This is a genomic window from Blautia segnis (assembly GCF_014287535.1).
GTDB classification, from domain to species: domain Bacteria; phylum Bacillota; class Clostridia; order Lachnospirales; family Lachnospiraceae; genus Blautia_A; species Blautia_A acetigignens.
Genome location: NZ_JACOOT010000036.1, coordinates 55541 through 74244, shown reverse-complemented (window position 1 = coordinate 74244; position 18704 = coordinate 55541). Strand labels below are relative to the sequence as shown.

At 41.8% G+C, this 18704-nt stretch carries 13 protein-coding genes and 1 pseudogene; 11 read left to right on the top strand and 3 right to left on the bottom strand.

Going from position 1 to position 18704, the window contains the following annotated elements:
* Positions 1 to 36: 36 nt before the first annotated feature.
* Entirely contained in the window at positions 37 to 1635 is a 1599-nt protein-coding gene (locus tag H8S54_RS15355; protein ID WP_186901766.1) for a carboxylesterase/lipase family protein, read from the bottom strand.
* A 203-nt stretch (positions 1636 to 1838) separates the two neighbouring features.
* On the opposite strand from H8S54_RS15355, the gene H8S54_RS15350 reads away from it, so the two are divergent.
* From H8S54_RS15350 to rpmE, 10 genes are all read left to right on the top strand, one after another.
* Positions 1839 to 3119: an ABC transporter substrate-binding protein gene (locus tag H8S54_RS15350; protein WP_186901765.1), complete on the top strand. Its 1281-nt coding sequence runs from the start codon at positions 1839 to 1841 to the stop codon at positions 3117 to 3119.
* A 230-nt stretch (positions 3120 to 3349) separates the two neighbouring features.
* Complete coding sequence (locus H8S54_RS15345) at positions 3350 to 4894, top strand: sensor histidine kinase (protein ID WP_186901764.1); 1545 nt, start codon at positions 3350 to 3352, stop codon at positions 4892 to 4894.
* A 2-nt stretch (positions 4895 to 4896) separates the two neighbouring features.
* Positions 4897 to 6450: a response regulator transcription factor gene (locus tag H8S54_RS15340; RefSeq protein ID WP_186901763.1), complete on the top strand. Its 1554-nt coding sequence runs from the start codon at positions 4897 to 4899 to the stop codon at positions 6448 to 6450.
* A 72-nt stretch (positions 6451 to 6522) separates the two neighbouring features.
* Positions 6523 to 8187, top strand: a complete 1665-nt coding sequence (locus H8S54_RS15335; RefSeq protein ID WP_186901762.1) for a carboxylesterase/lipase family protein — start codon at positions 6523 to 6525, stop codon at positions 8185 to 8187.
* Between the two features lie 253 nt (positions 8188 to 8440).
* Entirely contained in the window at positions 8441 to 9850 is a 1410-nt protein-coding gene (locus tag H8S54_RS15330) for a phospholipase D family protein (RefSeq protein ID WP_186901761.1), read from the top strand.
* A 591-nt stretch (positions 9851 to 10441) separates the two neighbouring features.
* Positions 10442 to 11836, top strand: a complete 1395-nt coding sequence (mgtE, locus tag H8S54_RS15325) for a magnesium transporter (protein ID WP_021924896.1) — start codon at positions 10442 to 10444, stop codon at positions 11834 to 11836.
* 317 nt (positions 11837 to 12153) lie between these two features.
* The gene (hisC, locus tag H8S54_RS15320) at positions 12154 to 13212 is read left to right on the top strand and encodes a histidinol-phosphate transaminase (protein WP_117851143.1); all 1059 of its coding nucleotides are present in this window, start codon (positions 12154 to 12156) and stop codon (positions 13210 to 13212) included.
* A gap of 14 nt (positions 13213 to 13226) precedes the next feature.
* Complete coding sequence (locus H8S54_RS15315) at positions 13227 to 15872, top strand: C1 family peptidase (RefSeq protein WP_186901760.1); 2646 nt, start codon at positions 13227 to 13229, stop codon at positions 15870 to 15872.
* A 543-nt stretch (positions 15873 to 16415) separates the two neighbouring features.
* The gene (gene rho, locus H8S54_RS15310; RefSeq protein WP_021924899.1) at positions 16416 to 18068 is read left to right on the top strand and encodes a transcription termination factor Rho; all 1653 of its coding nucleotides are present in this window, start codon (positions 16416 to 16418) and stop codon (positions 18066 to 18068) included.
* Positions 18069 to 18177: 109 nt separating this feature from the next.
* Positions 18178 to 18381: a 50S ribosomal protein L31 gene (rpmE, locus tag H8S54_RS15305; protein WP_117851138.1), complete on the top strand. Its 204-nt coding sequence runs from the start codon at positions 18178 to 18180 to the stop codon at positions 18379 to 18381.
* A gap of 40 nt (positions 18382 to 18421) precedes the next feature.
* On the opposite strand, the gene H8S54_RS19170 is transcribed toward rpmE, so the two are convergent.
* On the bottom strand, positions 18422 to 18553 hold the full coding sequence (locus tag H8S54_RS19170; RefSeq protein ID WP_334298075.1) for a hypothetical protein: 132 nt from the start codon (positions 18551 to 18553) through the stop codon (positions 18422 to 18424).
* Between H8S54_RS19170 and H8S54_RS19165 the strand changes: the two are divergent.
* A pseudogene (locus tag H8S54_RS19165) lies at positions 18494 to 18625 on the top strand (DUF6783 domain-containing protein); the annotation flags it as partial. The gene H8S54_RS19170 and the pseudogene H8S54_RS19165 sit on opposite strands and share 60 nt — an antisense overlap.
* On the opposite strand, the gene H8S54_RS19160 reads toward H8S54_RS19165, so the two are convergent.
* On the bottom strand, positions 18590 to 18688 hold the full coding sequence (locus H8S54_RS19160) for a DUF6783 domain-containing protein (RefSeq protein WP_317259435.1): 99 nt from the start codon (positions 18686 to 18688) through the stop codon (positions 18590 to 18592). The pseudogene H8S54_RS19165 and the gene H8S54_RS19160 overlap by 36 nt on opposite strands.
* Positions 18689 to 18704 lie beyond the last annotated feature (16 nt).

The following is an 18704-nucleotide window of genomic DNA, read 5'->3' as shown; positions in this document are numbered from 1 at the left end:
AGCGTCTTTATTATTTTTCAGAGGACTTATATAAGCTTACTGGCTGATCAGCTCCTGTAATTCAGCATCATAGTCAATTCTTTCTCCACTTGTGGTATCAAATACCATAGTAGATTTGTTGTCATCTGTATAAGTGCTCCATTCCGGTACATTCTCGCCATTTGGATCTCCGGTGCTTGCAAAGTTTACCCATGCACTTGCCATTACATCCTGCAGATCATAAGCGTCCTGACTTCCGCCATAGGAACCGGCTACTAAGTCAACATTGTGGAATACAAATGGGATCTCGCCACAGTGCCATAAGTTTACACCACCGTCAATTGGAGATTCATAGGATACAACGTAATCATAGTTCTTAGTTGCACCAGCTTCAACTCGCTTTGTAAGGGTTTTGGAGAACTTGGTACGATCTGCTACATAATAAGCATCACAAGCGCTCTTTTCAGGATAAGCCTTCAGGAATGCTTCTTTTACAGCTTCCGCTTTGTCACCATATTTTTCGGTTAATTTTGCGTCTACTTCTTCATCAGTCCAGGAGTTTTTGTTGGTTTCATTTGGATCCAGAGCAGTCCAGCAGTTCATTTCTCCAAATACAGAACCTACCATAACCGGAACGTCGTTTGTCCATTCCTGGAAATTACTCTGAATATAATCTTCATCAAGAACCGGACGCCAGCTTAAAGAAGTTCCAAGCTCCTCACCTACCTGTTTTAATGCTTCCGTTGCAGCAGCATCAAGAGTATCATACGGAACCTCTTTTAACTGCTCAATCTGGTTATCTGAAATTCCTAAAATCTCAAGTGTTTTTGCAGTTATTTTTTTAGCGGTATCTTTTTCAATGTAACGCTCACTTCCACTCTGTACAATAGCCTGATTGAATAATCCTTCTGCCTCAGGGGAAGCTAACATGCTGATAACCTTACCGCCGCCGCCGGACTGTCCGAAAATAGTTACGTTGTCAGGATCGCCGCCGAAATTAGCGATGTTTTCTTTTACCCACTTTAAGGATGCAATCATATCTGCTGTACCGCAGTTACCGGAATACTGATAATCCTCACCATACTCGGAAACATCCAGGTAACCAAGTACATTTAAGCGGTGGTTTACAGTTACTACAACTACATCACCATATTCGCTGAGATTCTTTCCGTCATATGCAATACCCTCGATAGAAGAACCATTTGTGTAGCCACCACCATGGAACCATACCATAACCGGTTTCTTTGCATTGGCATCCAGATCCTGTGTCCAGACATTCAGATTCTGGCAATTTTCGCTCTGTGCCCAGTAACGATGAGGAATCAGGAAATCTCCGCCATCCGGATCTGTCATTTTTGTAATAGGAGCAGTTGAGCCATAGACAAGACAATTGCGGACATCGTCCCAGGTATCAGGAGCTTCTGGCATTTCAAATCTGTCAGCCTTTGCATAAGGAATTCCACGGAAGGTATAAGTTCCGTCATCAATAAAACCACGAACCTTTCCATATGCAGTATCTGTAATGCCCTCTGTTTTGCTCACAACAATGCTCTCTGTGGCTGCTGTGTCATCAGCTGCAGCAGCGGAAACAGTTGAAATTCCCATGGAGAAAATCATAGCACTGCTTAAAAGGATACTTATAATTTTTTTCTTCATTTTAAAAAACCTCCTTCAAATCAAGTGACTTTATTATAAAAAAACAGGCCTGTTGGTGCTATAAGTTTTTGAACCAGTCACTGTTACTTTTTTGATTGTTTTGGGAATCTGATTGAAAAACAATTTGATTGGTTGTAGTATATTTTGTAAGAAAGGCTATAGTATTTTTATAAAAAATTTTATGAAAAGAGAGTCTCTATAATATGAAAAGAAATCTGAAAATATTTTTATTAATTGCTGTTTGTGCCATTACAGGCATCTGCATGTTATGTGTCAGAGAAGAAAATAAAAAGCAGCAAATACACAGCGTAAAAAAAGAAGAAAAGGAAACACTGGTGTTTCTTACGTCCAAAAGAGAAACAAGACATATTTTTGAGAAAATTATCGCGGATTTTAATGAATCACAGGATGATATATATGTAGAACTTATGGCAGTACCAAATCCGGAGCAGGAACTGCAAATCCGTGCAATCCAGGGAGAATTTCCAGATATTGTTGAATTTATCGGAGCACAGAAAGATGATCTGGTTAAATATGTAAAAGGCGGATATTTGCAGAAGCTGGATGATTTTTCTGCAACCCATTGTGTAAATGAACATTTTTTGGAAAAATTAAAAATTCTTAATGGTACTTATGTGCTTCCATTGTCTGTGAATTACAGAGGGATATTTTATAACAAAAGGATGCTGGAAAAGGACGGGTACCAGATCCCTTCTACATATGCAGAGCTTATTCATACGATGAAGCAAATAAAAAAAGCCGGAAAGCTTCCAATTGTTTTTGCAGATAAAGACAGCTGGACGATTCATCAGGGATGGGATGCAATTGACATGTCCTCCAGGGGAAGCCAGAATAATTTATTTCAGAATGTACTGAACGGCACTACCGTTTTATATGAAGATCCTATTGCACTTGATTCTACCAGGAAATTTTTAGAAATAAGACAATATGGTCAGAAACAGACCATAAACACAGGCTATGATGAAGCTGTAAAAAAATTTGCAAAGGGAGAAGCCTATATGTTTCTTCAGGGAAACTGGGCGTATCCTATAATAAAAAAAATAAATCCGTATATGGATTTGTTATTTATGCCGTTTCCTACATACAATGAAAATCAGGCAAGGGTTGTAGTAAAAATAGATGCGACATTGGGGGTTTCTGCTTCCTGCAAGCATCCGGAAGCGGCTGAAAAATTTCTGGATTATTTATTTTCAAAAAATGTCAGTGAATATTATGCAGATCAGGCCGGAGCCTATTCCTGTATAAAATCTGTAGATGTAGCAGACAATTATGCGAAGGTATTTACGGATAGTATCAGAAGCGGTGAGTTTTTCCTGGAAGAATTTGCTTATGAGAGCGAAAAATCTAATGCCAGGGATGCTTTGTTTCAGAATTTGACCAGTTCCCCTCAAACATATACAGAAAGAACATTCTTGAAAGAATGGAATGATCTTTTAATTCTGCAGAAAGGAGCCTGGGTGTGAAGCGAATTTCAAGATTACCTGTATGGTGGCAGCTTTTTATTGGATTAGCATGCTGTTTTCTGTTTTCCCTGATAGTAATTTGTGCCTCCTTTTTCATTGATGTGAAGGAGGCTGAAAAAAATAATTGGTTTTATTTGCACAAGATGAACAGTCAATGTGAAACGGAAATCGAGACCATAATAAAGAATCTGGATTATTTGAAATATCTACCCTTAATAGATAAAACAATTATGTCAGATCTTCGAAATGATTATGAAAAACAATCCTTAAAAAAGCAGCTTTCCTATAAGGAATATGTAAATAGTACGCTGGAAGATATCTGTGGAATTAACCCATTTATTTTGCGAACTACCATTTTAACTGAAAATGGAAATGTTTATAGTAACTTTGTGGAAGACTCGTTGACACAGATTAAGCAGGTAAAAAAGCATATTGCCTATTCAAGGGTTGGCTATAAAAATGAGGAATACGTTACAGATGTATATGAAGGCGAAATAAATATGCTTCCTTATAAATTGCTGACAATCGTATACGCTATGTATCCTGTGGAATCGGATCAGAAGCTTGCTACAATTTATATCGATTTGGATTTTGAAGAAATAGAAAAGAGCTTTTCCGTGTTTTCAAATGATGAAATTGAATGCTGTCTTTTTAACAGAAACGGGATCGTTTATACTTCTGAAAAAAAGAACAATTTTCTTCTTGAGGATGTAAAGAAAATTTATGAAAATCCAAACCATCAGGGAACATTGGAAGCGGATGGCTCTGTCTGGAATGCACATGTTGTTAAAATCGATGATTTGGACTGGTATCTGGTTCAATGCATGCAGCGAAAAAGCTTTCTTTTCAATAGTATAAAGAATATTTTGCTTTTTTGTTTTTGGATTTTGATGGTTTTTGTTTTTTTACTGTTTGGAGGAATGCAGCTGATCAATCGCATTACCAAGCCGATTACTGAATTTTCTAATGCGTTAAATCAGGTAACCTTACATAAAAAACAAAAACCACGGCATATCCAATTAAAAGAGGATGTTCCACAAGAAATTTCCACAATGGTAAGTGGCTATAATGATCTTGTATCACGTATTGAAGAGAATATTATTCTGGCATACAAAAACGAAATAAGCCAGAAAAAAACAGAACTGCAAATGCTACAATATCAAATCAATCCCCATTTTTTATATAATACATTAAATATTGTCAGTGCGTTGGCAAAACTAAATGGAGTTGATGAAATATCGGAAATTTCAGAATGCCTGTCCCATATTTTTCATTATAACGTAAAAGGGGGAAATATTGTACAGCTGAAAAAGGAGCTTGAGAATCTTCAGTGCTATGTAAAAATACAGTCCATGCGTTTTCCGGGAAAATTTGACGTGATTTATAATGTAGAAGAGGAAATGCTGACCTGTGAAATGCTAAAGTTTATATTACAGCCATTAATGGAAAACGCAATGGAACATGGTGTCATTCCCTGCAAACGAAGAGGTCGGATAGAAGTGACCGGAAAAATCACTTCGGCCAATATAGCAGAAATCAGTATTTGTGACAACGGAAATGGAATGAGCGATGAAACACTGCAGATGTTACACCAGGAATTAGAAAAAGACCTGCAGCAGGGCGTGAATCATAGTTCATCCGGAATCGGCCTGATAAATGTACACCAGAGGATTAAAAACTATTATGGAGAAGAATTTGGAATCTTAGTAGAAAGTAATCAGGGAGAATACACTTGTGTAACGGTTCGTTTTCCGGTATTGGAAAAAGAGGTATAAAGATGAATTTTAAAATTTTAGTTGCAGATGACGAATATTATGCGAGAAAAGCACTCGTCATGATGCTTGAAAAATCCGGATTGCCGATTTCGGTGAATGGAGATTTTGAAGATGGGGAAGAAGTAATAGAATATCTTCAGGAAAACGAAGCGGATATTATCATTACGGACATCCGGATGCCCAATGTAGATGGCCTGGAGCTGGCAAAATATGTGCAGGAGCATGTGCCGAAATGCTCAGTAGTGATAGAAACCGGATATGAAGATTTTCAGTACGCAAGAAATGCGCTGCGCTATCAGGTAAAGGACTATCTGACAAAACCAATCAACGAATCAGAATTGCTTAAGTCTATAAAGGATATTCTTGTTGAAAAAGCAAAGTCAGATAATCTGGAAAATATCAATAAACTAAAAGGAATTGTTGAGAATCTGGATTTTGCACAATTGATACAAAATAAAAAGCTGCTTGATGAGTTGATTCCGGCGGAGCTTTGGAAGGATCACTCCTGGTTTTTTATGGCGAAGGGAGAAGTTTCGCATTCGGGATATCAACAAATAGAAAAATATTTGCAAAAGAAAAGAACTACTGCCGATGTAGGAAGCTGGTACTTTAAAAATAAAGGTGAATGTATATTACTCTTTTTTTGCAAACAGAAAATGGATTTCAAAGCATGCATTGGAGAGGCTGATCTTTTGCAGCTGAAAAACAGTATGGATCATAATTCGTGGTTTGGGATCAGTGGCATCCACAAAGAAAGAAGGGAAATCGAAAGGGCGTACAGAGAGTGTATTTACGCAATCAATAACCGTATTTTAATAAATGAAAATCTGTTTTTCTGGAAAGAAGAACTGGAAATTAAAAATCTGTTGGAAAAAGAAACCCTGGAAATATTCAGCAGAGTCGTAGAATTTGGCCGTATTTATGAGGCAGAAAAAATCATAGATAACTTATTTGCCAGATGCATAAGCGAGCGTGCAAACATTTACAGTCTTTATAATGCAATCATACAGCTTTTTTCCGTTCTCAGGAAAAAGTATTATAATGGATGTCAGATACCCAAGGGAGAAGGGGGATATTTCCTGTTTGATTTTAAGATTGACCTGTACCAATTTCATACAGCAGATGAGTTGAAAAAATATTTGCTTATGATTTTGAAAGAAGTCTGTGAAAAAAACGAGGAAAATGAAAATGAACTTCTGATAGAAAATATTTTAGTGTATCTCGAAAATCATTATGCAGATGATATTACATTAAACGAGCTGGCAGAGCATAAATACTTTGTAAGCGTGGGACACCTCAGCAGAACCTTTAAAAATAAAACCGGATTAACATTTTCCAAATATCTCACAGAGGTGCGGCTGAAAAAGGCAAAAGAATTTCTGGGAAATACAGATTTTGACATTACAGATATAGCAGCATTTACAGGATATAATGATGCTTCCTATTTTACTCAGATTTTTCGGAAATCCTGCGGCATGACGCCTTCAGAATATCGTTCGCTGGAAAGAAAAAAGAAAAATCAAAAAAGTGATAGTGAAAAAGAAAATAATTTATAGTTTTTATCTTCCGGGAGCCTTAAAATGAAGATATCAAAAAATGAATTTATTAAAAAAGGAGGCTCTGTTTAAATGAAGAAAAGGATGATCGTATTAGCTGCATTACTTACCTGCTCCACACTTTTGGGAAGTGTTCATGTATATGCAGAAGAAAATGAAAAGAACGTTGTTGAAACAGCGTACGGAAAAGTGCAGGGAATCAATAGTACGGATGAAAATTATCAGGAAGTTGTGGAGTTTCGTGGAATCCCCTATGCAGCACCACCGGTTGATGATTTGCGCTGGAAACCACCTGTAGATCCGGAAAAATGGGATGATGTTCTTGTGTGCGACACTTACAAAGATATCCCGATGCAGGTATTGGGCGGAGCAGAGGTGGAACCATATAAAACGGATATTTATTACGATGGAGTTCCTAAAATGAGTGAAGACTGTCTGTATCTGAATGTAATGACAACAGAAGATTCACTTTCCTCTACAGAAAAGAAACCGGTATATGTGTGGTTCCATGGAGGTGGACTGAATAGCTGCTATACCTTTGAGCCGGAAGGAAACGGAGAAGCTTTTGCAAAGAACGGAATCGTTGTGGTAACAGTGGAACAGCGTCTTGGCGTCTTTGGTTATCTGTCATTGCCGCAGCTTAGCGAGGAGCAGGGGCAGAGCGGAAACTATGGTCTGATGGATCAGATTAAAGCATTGGAATGGATCAAAGAGAATATTGCGAATTTTGGCGGAGACCCTGAGAATATCACGGTTGGCGGACAGTCCGGAGGTACTTCAAAAGCAGTGGCTATGGTTGCTTCTCCTAAAATGGATGTAGAAGTAGATAGATTGATCCTGCAGAGTGGTTTAAATTACGATTGGCCATTCCAGACTCAGGAAAGCGCCGAAGAAAGAGGAACTTCATATCTGGGAGATTTGGGACTCGATGAGAACGCGACACTTGAGGATCTGAGAAATATAGATGCTGAAAAGCTGATTGACAATACCAGTTCCAATTATCCGGGAGGCATGAATCTGGATGGTTTGTATGTCACCTATGAAAGCACTAAGGATGCCATTAATGATGGAGTATTTGATGATATTTCTGTTATGTCCGGAACAAATATGGGAGAGGGAAGCTATCCGAAGGTATCCACAGCAGATGATTTCTATGCACAATACAAAGAACTTCTTGGTGACTTGTATGATGAATACGATTTTGAAAATCTGGTAAAAGTAGATGATAATACAGCAGCTATGGTCAGCCGTCAGTTAGGAACCTATGGTCTTGGTTCATACGTTAGCAGAAATCTTATGGCTAATCGAGTATACGGAAAGATGATGTCAGAAAGAACGGATGGAAAAGCAGTAAACTACACATACTTATTCAGCCAGTGTACACCTGAGAGCATGTCAGATTTAGGAACAGACAGAGGCTGGGCAAGCCAGTGGGCATGGCATACAAGTGAAATGTGGTATGCATTTAATTCTCTGCGTGAGGGTGTTCCGGAGGTAAGACAGTGGAGAGATTGGGACTATGAGTTAGCAGAAAAAATGAATCAGTATTGGTCAAACTTTATCAAAACCGGAGATCCAAATGGAGACGGACTTGCATTCTGGCCGGAAGCAGATGAAAATATGGGCTATATAGACCTGGGAGCCGGAATCAGCACACATGATGAGGAAATGACAGATCTGGAAAAACTGATGATGGATTATACTGTCAACTGTTTCAATTTTCCTGTAGCAGAGTAAGAGATACACTTTTAACCTCCTGGAGAATGCAGTGCATTTTCCTACCCTACCATGGTTTTTTCAATATTATTCACAGAAAAAGTCGTCGGCTTTAGAAGCTGGCGGCTTTTTTTGCGTAAATAGCGCAAAACCTTTCCTCTTTCTTGTTCTGAAAATAAATTCATGCTATGATAAAAATTAAAAAAGGGCTGAACATAGACAAAAAGGTTCCTTTCCCCCAATTTTGCATAACCGTAATAGAAAGTAGGAGAGTATGGTGAAATTAAAGAAAACAATGAAAAAAATAGGCAAGATTTTTCTCTGTTTTTTGCTGGTAGTTGCGCTGGTGAATATACTTGCACCTCTTTTTTGCAGAAAACCAGATGAAAAATATGCAGAAAATCTACGGCAGACAGAATTCACTTCTGAGACAGCAGGGACAGAAAGAATCCACTGTATTGATGATAACGAAGAAGCACTTTTGTGGCGGCTTCGAATGATTGGTACAGCGAAAGAAAGCATTGTTCTGTCCACCTTTGATCTGCGCGCAGACGAAAACGGCACTAAGCTTCTGGCTGCGCTGAATCATGCTGCGGCAAAAGGAGTAAAGATTCAGCTTTTGATCGATGGAATTTATCAGCAGCTATTCCTGTCCGGAAGCAGTGATTTCCAGGCACTGGCAGCGCATGAGAATGTGGAAGTGGGTGTTTATAATCCGGTGACTCCACTAAATCTGTTTAAGCTGAATTATCGCATGCATGACAAATATCTGATCATTGATGAGAAAATATATCTGCTTGGCGGACGCAACAGCAACGATATTTTCCTGGGAGATCATACTGAGGACATTAATGTGGACCGGGATATTCTGGTGTATGATACTTCTGAAGGGAAGGGCGAGTCCCTGTTGCAGCTTGAGGATTATTTTCACAAAATCTGGAATGAAGGCTGTGTAAGCATAAGAACAAGAAAACAGTCCTCGAAATATACAGATCAATACCAGCATATGGAAGAATTGTATACTTCTTTACTGGAAAAATATAATGATATAGAAACCTATAGCACATGGGAAAAGGATACGGAAAAAGCCAATAAAATCACCCTGATTCATAACGGAACCCAGGCGGGGCGAAAAACTCCTCAGGTTCTTCAGGCAATTCAGTATCTGTCTGAAAATGCAGACCATGTGATTGTACAAACCCCATATGTAATCTGTAACGGCTATATGTATACTGTTTTGCATAAGATAGCAGATCATGCCAAGCTGCAGATCATACTTAATGCAGTGGAAAAAGGTTCAAATCCATGGGGCTGTACAGATTATCTCAATCAAAAGAAAAAAATACTGAAAACCGGAGCTGATGTTTATGAGCTGATGAACGATTATCCGGTGCATACAAAGACAGTGCTGATTGATGATCGTCTGTCTGTGGTAGGGTCATACAATCTGGATATGCGAAGCACTTATCTGGACACGGAGCTGATGCTGGTAATTGACAGCGAGAAACTGAATCAGCAGATTCGCACAACTGAAAATGTTTATATGGAAAAGAGCAAAGAAATCCTGGAAAATGGACAGGAAACAGAAGGGACAAAGTATGAGAAAAAGATACTGACCTGGCAGAAGAAATTATTCTATGGAGCGCTGAGGATTATTATTCGTCCGCTTCGTCAGTTGCTGTAGCACCCTTGTCCGGGCAAAAACTTTCGCAAAGAAAGAAGGTGAAAATTTAAATAAATAGCAAATTAGGAATTGATTTTTTGTCCAAAAGCAGTTAGAATGGCTTTTGGAAAGAAAATAAATTTCTTTCATAAAAAATATGAAAACAAAGGCAGGTGAACAGAATGGATAGTTGCGATTCTCATGGGCGAAGTAGTTGCATAGGATGGAAAAACGAAATGGCAGATGAGCACCGCGCACATTCTGTTCTTCTTTAATTTCTATAAATTATCGAATTCCATTTCTTTTTTTGATCCTATGAATTCCAAGCGTAATTGCGGCATGTTGAAGGCAGTACAGTGTCATTCTTTGGTGACATGAATTAGTCTGCTCTTTTTTCGTGCGTGTATTTGTGTGCTTTCCGGGCGAAAAAATATTTTGCCTGGATGACTTCATATGCCCTGTGAGGGATCCAATATTCCCTTAATGAGCAGGCAGTGTAAGCTGTTTATACTGTAATAATGCTCTCCCGCGGATTTTTTATATCCGTATAAAAAACATAAGACAGATCCATAATATTGAGAATCTGATTTATGAGAGATTGGAGAAAGAAGGATGGAAAAAAGAGTGCAGGATTACACCCAGGACATTCTGGCTGTAATCAGAAGTAATACCTCTCCGGCTGCCATGAGCAGCAAGCTGGAGGACTTTCATGCCAATGACCTTGCAGATGCAATGCCAAGGCTGACTGTACAGGAGCGTTACAAATTATATCGTATCCTGGATATTAATATGTTGTCCGATATTTTTGAATATACAGATTCGGATAATGCTGCAGAATATGTGAAAGAGATGGATGTGAAAAAAGGAGCAGCCATTCTTTCACGGATGGAGACCGATGCCCTTGTGGAGGTTCTCCAGAAAATTGACAAAGCGAAGAAAAAAATCCTGGTGGAGCTGATGGATGACGATGTCCGTCATGACATTGAGATGATCGCATCCTTTGATGAGGATGAAATCGGAAGCCGCATGACTACCAATTGTATCATTATCCGTGAGAACCTGACTGTAAAACAGGCTATGAACAGTCTGGTAGAGCAGGCTGCCAAAAATGATAATATTTCCACTATTTTTGTGGTGACAGAGTCTCAGAAGTTTTATGGAGCCATTGACCTGAAGGACCTGATCATTGCCCGTCAGGATAAGTCACTGGAAGATTTGGTAGCTACTTCTTATCCGTACGTATATGCAGAAGAAGATATTGATGACTGTATTGAAGAGCTGAAGGCGTATTCCGAAGACTCCATTCCTGTCCTGGATAATGACAATCGCCTTCTTGGTGTTATCACTTCATCTAATATCATTGACCTGGTTGATGATGAGATGGGAGAAGATTACGCCATGCTGGCAGGTCTTACTGCAGAGGAGGATTTAAAGGAGCCGCTGAAAGAGAGTATGAAGAAGCGTATGCCATGGCTGATCGTTCTTCTTGGTCTTGGAATGGTAGTATCCTCTGTGGTTGGTGTGTTTGAAAGTGTAGTAACACAGCTTCCGATCATTATGGCATTCCAGTCACTGATTCTTGATATGGCAGGTAATGTAGGTACCCAGTCTCTGGCGGTTACCATTCGTGTACTGATGGATGAGTCTCTTACCGGAAAACAGAAGCTGGAGCTTGTATTTAAAGAAATGCGAATCGGTCTTTGCAATGGTGCACTTCTTGGTATTTTGTCCTTTGCGTTGATCGGACTTTATATTTACTTCTTCAAGGGAAAAACATTGGTATTTGCATATGCAGTATCCGGCTGCATCGGAGTAGCCCTTCTTCTGGCTATGCTGATCTCAAGTGCAGTGGGAACCTGTATTCCGCTGTTCTTCAAGAAAGTGGGCGTGGACCCTGCAGTTGCTTCTGGTCCATTGATTACCACTGTCAACGACCTTGTGGCTGTTGTGACATATTACGGACTTGGCTGGGTGTTCCTGATCGGAGTGCTGCATTTGGCAGGCTAAGAGAAAATAATAAAAGAGGAGCAGGCAGGAAAGCCCTTCGTGAAAAGAAACGAAAATGGAATTGTTTCTTTTCACGAAGGGCTTTTGGTTTTGGAAAATAGGATTAAGGAGGAGTTTCTTATAGAAGAAATGTTTTGCAAAATTTATCAACAGAATTCAATACGTTAATTTGACAAAATACAAGGAAGTTAGTAAAATGGATGTAACTTCCAGAATCCAGGCGGCAGTGGGCTGGCGGGTAATTTCTGGTATATGGTTGGAGGCAGAAAATCTTTTGCATCTGACATCATTAATAGAAAAAGCGAGGTTGGATTGAAATGAATACATGGGAAGCAAATATTCGCAAAGTAGTACCGTACACCCCGGGAGAGCAGCCAAATGAACCGGATATGATCAAGCTGAACACCAACGAGAATCCATATCCACCAGCTCCGGGGGTAACAAAGGCCCTTAAGGAGATTCACACAGACACTCTCCGTCTTTACCCGGATCCGACAGCAGGTGATCTGGTACATGCAATTGCACAGAATTACGGACTGAAGGATGAGCAGGTATTTGTAGGCGTTGGCTCAGATGATGTGCTGGCCATGAGCTTTCTTACCTTTTTCAATTCAGAGAAGCCTGTTCTTTTCCCGGATATCACTTATTCCTTCTATGATGTGTGGGCAGACCTGTTTCGCATTCCGTATGAGTGCAAGGCTCTGGATGAGAATTTTTGCATCCGCAAAGAGGATTATTTCGGGGAAAACGGCGGAATTATTTTCCCAAATCCAAATGCGCCTACAGGGGTGGAGCTTCCCCTCTCTGATATAGAAGAAATCCTGCAGCACAACCAGGATGTGATCGTGATCGTGGATGAGGCATATGTAGACTTCGGCGCCAGATCAGCGCTGGAGCTCATCGACAAATATGAGAATCTGCTGGTAGTACAGACCTTCTCCAAGTCCCGCTCCATGGCTGGAATGCGAATCGGTTTCGCGTGCGGAAATGCGCAGCTGATCAAATATCTCAATGATGTGAAATATTCCTTTAACTCTTACACCATGGATCGCACCACTTTAGCCACAGGCGTGGCTGCCATTGAAGATCAGGCATATTTCCAGGAGACTTGCGCTAAGATCATTGCCACCAGAGAGTGGACAAAGAAAGAACTGGCAGCGCTGGGATTTTCCTTCCCGGATTCCAAAACGAACTTTATTTTCGCTTCCCACGAAAGCTGCCCGGCAAGTGAACTGTTCGGGGCTCTTCGCCAGGAGCACATTTATGTAAGATATTTCCCGAAGCCAAGAATTGACAATCACTTAAGAATTACTGTGGGAACACAGGAAGAGATGGAGAAGCTGATTGAATTTTTGAAAAAATACCTGAAAAAATGAGAAAGAAAAATGGAATGAAAAAAAGTGTATTATGTCTGATCCTGACGGCGTCCATGGCAATGTCGGGAATTCCCGTTGCAGCGGAAGGGTTCTCAGATGGAGAGGCAGCATGGGCAAGTGAGAACGCACAGGAAGGGAACTCCTGGGAAGAAAATGAGATAACGAATTCCTCTGTTGAAACAACCGAAACAGGTGAAGATAGTTCTTCATCCGCCGAGGATTTGGGAAATGAAGCAGATGAGAAACCTGAAAGTGATGCAGCACAGCAGTCTTCCGATCAGGCAGCATTTTCTGATGGAAAAACGGAGGTACTGGACGGCTTTGGAAGCCTGGATACAGACACCGGCTTTTTAGACAGTGAGACTGCAGAGGAAGAAACCGGGACAGATGGGGAAGAAGAGGGGACGCTTACGGCAGAAGAAATCGAAGCCCAGCTTGCGCCTATCCGGGAGCTTGCGCCCATCAGCTATGTAGATCCACCGGAAGGGGATGACAGTGACACTGCCAGCGTAGGCGGAGCAAGAGCCACTTCCTATCCGGCGAAATATGACCCGAGAGGAAGCCTGGCCCTTCCTGTCCGTAACCAGAAGCCATCCAACATGTGCTGGTCATACACTCTGGCAGCCAACCTGGAAATCTCTTTCCTGCGGGCTGGAGCAGGATTGTTTGATCTTTCCGAGGAGCATCTTGCCTATTTCTTTGCCAACAGACAGAACGATCCTCTTGGAAATACCCCGAATGACAGGAACAAAGTTCTGCATTCCTACCGGGATGGCGGCAACCAGACGTTAGCAGCAATTTTCCTTAGCTCCTGGAGCGGTATGGCACTGGAATCCCAGGTGCCTTATGAGACAAATGCGGACCACACCCTGGATTCCGATGCGGTTCCATCTTCCGGTATGGCATACAAAACCACTGCATACCTGGAAAATGCCGCATTTTCCTCCTACTCTGTGGCAAAGATCAAAAACCTGATTTCGGAATACGGATCTGTTTCCATGTCCATTGGCATGTATGACAGCTGCTACAACCCGAAGACGTATGCGTACAGCTATTCTGGAAATGCAGGCGTGAACCATGCGGTAACCCTGGTGGGCTGGGATGATAACTTTGCAAAGGAGAATTTTAATTCCAGCTGCAATGTGACTTCAGACGGAGCCTGGATTGTGCGGAACAGTTGGGGAGAGCAATGGGGCGATAAGGGATATTTCTATATTTCTTACGAAAATAAATGCAATTATAATATCGTAGCAGCAGAAGCAGTCATAAATCCAAAATACAGAAACAATTATTTTTATGACGGTTCCTGCGCTTTGAGCAAACTGAAGCTTTACCCGTCAGGAAGTGGCGGCATTTCCTCTGTTTCCAATGTTTTTCAGGCAAAGGCAGGAAAAGGCAAAGGGGAAGCTCTGGGAGAAGTGGTTCTGTCTACTTATACAGATGGCGGCTCCTACAGCATTCAGATCTACACCAATCTGAAGGATCAGAGCAACCCGGTAAGCGGAACGCCTGCGTACAGTACGCCAGTGACTTTTTATCAGGAGCATGCGGGGATTTCGACGGTGCAGGTTCCGGAAGTGAATCTGATCAGCGGAACTTTGTATTCCGTAGTGGTTACCAACATTGGTTCCGGTGCTGTGGAATACCTGTGCGAAACCAACAATTCCTATAGCTGGGTGGAATTTGCTGCAGACCTGAAAGCAAATCAGAGCTTCTGTTATCATGAAGACAATGGCTGGAGTGATTTTTCCAAGACCAGTCCCAGTGCCTGCGCAAGAATCAAGGCTCATACCAGAACGCTGGACAGTGCTGTCGCAGTAGGAAAGCCTGCTTCGTTTGCGGCGAAAGCAAAGGCATATAATCAAATTGCCCTGACCTGGGAAAAGGTTTCCGGTGTTTCCGGCTATCAGGTATACCGAAAGGAAGAGGACGGAAGCTACAGGAGAGTGAAGACTGTATCCTGGAAGGAAAGTTCTTGGACGGATACAAAGGTGAATCCGGGAATTACCTGTACCTATCGGATCCGGGCTTACAGCGTGGTGTCTGGGACTGCTAAATATTCTGCCTACAGTTCTGCTGTATCTGTGAAAACAGCGTTATCCAGACCCTCTGTTTCCGTGAAGGTTTCTTCTGATCTTTCCAACACGGTAAGCTGGAAGAAGATTGCAGGAGCTTCCGGCTACCTGGTTTACCGGAAAACAGCTTCTGGAAAATGGACGAGAATTGCCACTATTACGAAGTCCTCCACAATCACATATCAGGATAAAAAGATCAGTGCCAATACAGTGTATGAATACACGGTGCGAGCCTATCGGAATGTGAATGGCAAAAGGGTGACAAGCAGTTACAGGTCCAGCGGAAAATACAAATCCGCACCGGCCAGACAAACCATCACTTCCATTTCCAATGCAAAGAAAGGTTTGCTTCTGAAATGGAAAGCACAGAAAAAATGTGATGGGTATTATATTTATCGAAAAGTGGGAAACGGCAGCTATAAGCTGGCAGCAACCATCAAAAAAGGAAGAACTGCATCCTGGACGGATACCAAGGTGACAAAAGGCAGGAAATACCAATATTATATATGCGCCTATGTGAAAGAACCAAAAGGCGTGGTGAAGAGCAAATACAAAGTTTCTTTCCAGGTTCGCAGAACGAGGTAGAAGGAAGCTCCTTACAGGAGCTTCCTTTTTAACATACGGCTTTAGCCTGTTCAAAATGTCTACGCATCGTGTATTATGCAGGATAAACTTAGCGTAAAAGAATATTAGGACCCTTTTAAGGGTTAAGGCGAAGTAGTACAAATGCCCTTTTAAGGGCGGCGACGAGTCAAGAGCAATGTGGCTGGAGCAAAGCGAAATCCAGCGCCTTGAGACGCTGGCCTAGCATTAAAGGCTTATAGCCGTCCTACGAGCCACCCGTTTCACGGGTGGGGGCGACTTTTCGGATGCCGGTGTCGATGACGTCAGATATGTGTCGACAAATAAGTCTTGCAATCAAAAAGTTCTGGTGTGTATAATATAGGGCAAAGGCATTCATTTGCAATTGATATGGACAGAGTGCCGATAATGTGCTATGATAAGCAATATTAGATTAAATATTCATTTTTTTGTTCAACATAAAATTTCTGTCCTATCAGACATTTGTATCCCGTAGAAAATGAAATGTAATTTAGAATGATAATGAGTCGAAGAGGTAGATGGTTGATGAGAGAAAAATACGAATCGTTACCCCTGGTGGAGCTGAAAGCGCTTGCGAAAGCCAGAGGACTGAAGGGCATTTCTACTATGAGAAAGCCTGAATTAATTGAGCGTATGCTGGAAGAAGACAAAAAAGAAGCTGCTGAGAAAGAAGCAGCGAAACCGGAAGAGGTGAAAAAAGAAGCTTCCGATATGGTACAGGACGCTCCTGCAGGTACACCTGTAAGAAGAGAGCCGGAAGCAGCCCCTGTGAAAAAGGAAGAGCCCGCAAGAACCCGGACCATTGTAAGAAGAAATCCGGAATTTCGCGGCAGCTATGCAGCAAGAGGTGAGAATACAGGACGTCAGAATGGCTACAGCAACGCCAGACAGGACAGCCCTGCAAGGCAGGAGCCGGTCATTCGCCCTGTAGAAGTTGTTCCTCCTGCAGAGACCAAAAGTGAGGAACCAGAGCAGATTCGCGAGAATGCCGAAGGACATGCTGAGCATGTAAGCAATACTTATCACGTTCCTGCAGAGACCGTCCAGCTGGACAGCGGTGAGCGTGCCAACGGTATTCTGGAAGTTATGCCGGATGGCTTCGGCTTCATCAGAAGCGAGAACTATCTTCCAGGTGAGAATGACATTTATGTTTCCCCGTCCCAGATCCGGAGATTTAATCTGAAGACCGGAGATATTATCCAGGGAAATATCAGGATCAAGACCCAGGGTGAGAAATTCAGTGCCCTTTTGTATGTGACATCCATCAATGGTTTCCATCCAAGCGAAGGTCAGAAGAGATACAATTTCGAGAACATGACCCCCATTTTCCCGGATGAGCGTCTGATCATGGAACGTCCTGGCGGAACCACAGCCATGCGTATTGTAGATCTGATCAGTCCTATCGGAAAGGGACAGCGAGGCATGATCGTTTCCCCGCCTAAGGCAGGTAAGACCACCCTTCTCAAAGACATTGCCAAGTCCATTTTGAAGAATAACAAGGACATGCATCTGATCATTCTTCTCATTGACGAGCGTCCGGAGGAGGTTACTGATATCAAGGAAGCAATACAGGGACCGAATGTAGAGGTTATTTATTCTACATTTGATGAGCTTCCGGAGCATCATAAGCGTGTATCTGAGATGGTTGTGGAGCGTGCACGCCGCCTTGTAGAACATAAGCAGGATGTTGTGATCCTTCTGGATTCCATCACCAGACTGGCAAGAGCCTATAACCTGGTCGTTCCTCCAAGCGGAAGAACTCTTTCCGGAGGTCTTGACCCGGGAGCACTTCATATGCCGAAGCGTTTCTTCGGTGCAGCCCGCAACATGCGTGAGGGAGGAAGCCTTACCATTCTTGCTACTGCACTGGTTGACACCGGAAGCAAGATGGATGATGTGATCTACGAGGAATTCAAGGGAACCGGCAATATGGAGCTTGTTCTTGACCGCAAGCTTCAGGAAAAGCGTGTATTCCCGGCAATCGACATCCAGAAATCCGGAACCAGACGTGAGGACCTTCTTCTGAGCAAAGATGAGCAGGAAGCTGTGTACATTATGCGAAAAGCCCTCAACGGAATGAAGTCTGAGGATGCGGTAGAACAGATCCTGAACATGTTTGCCCGTACTCGAAACAACGCAGAATTTGTGCAAACTGTAAAAAAACAGAAATTTTTATAAATAACTTGCATTTCTCATAACAGCATGCTATAATCAGTAGGCTGTGTAAAGTGTGAATTCGTCAGATTCAACGCAAATAAAATAGAATAAATATAGAGAGGTGAAAATCATGAGAGAAGGAATCCATCCGAATTACTATCAGGCAACTGTAACCTGCAACTGCGGTAATACTTTTGTAACAGGTTCTACCAAGCAGGACATCCACGTAGAAATCTGCTCCAAATGTCATCCGTTCTATACAGGACAGCAGAAAGCTACTCAGGCTCGCGGACGTATCAATAAGTTCAATGAGAAATACGGCCTGAATAAATAATTTGAATATTACTGAATGAGAAGGTTGAGGTTGGGAAATCTCAACCTTTCTTTGTTACTGCCGATTTACTATGAAAGTCCCAGACGGCAGCCAAGAATGAGCCATGCTTCGCATGAGTGAATTCTTGGATATCGGATGGGCTAGAGCGTGTTTGAAAAATCATTCCCGCAATCTGCACGCCCCACTTTGCGGTATATTTTGCCCGAATTCAGTTGCCGTAGCCCGCTACGGCGCCCTCATCCGGACAAAATCTCCCACAAATTGTGACGCACATCTTGCAGAAAGCATTTTTCAAACATACTTTCATTATGGTGATGTCGTCG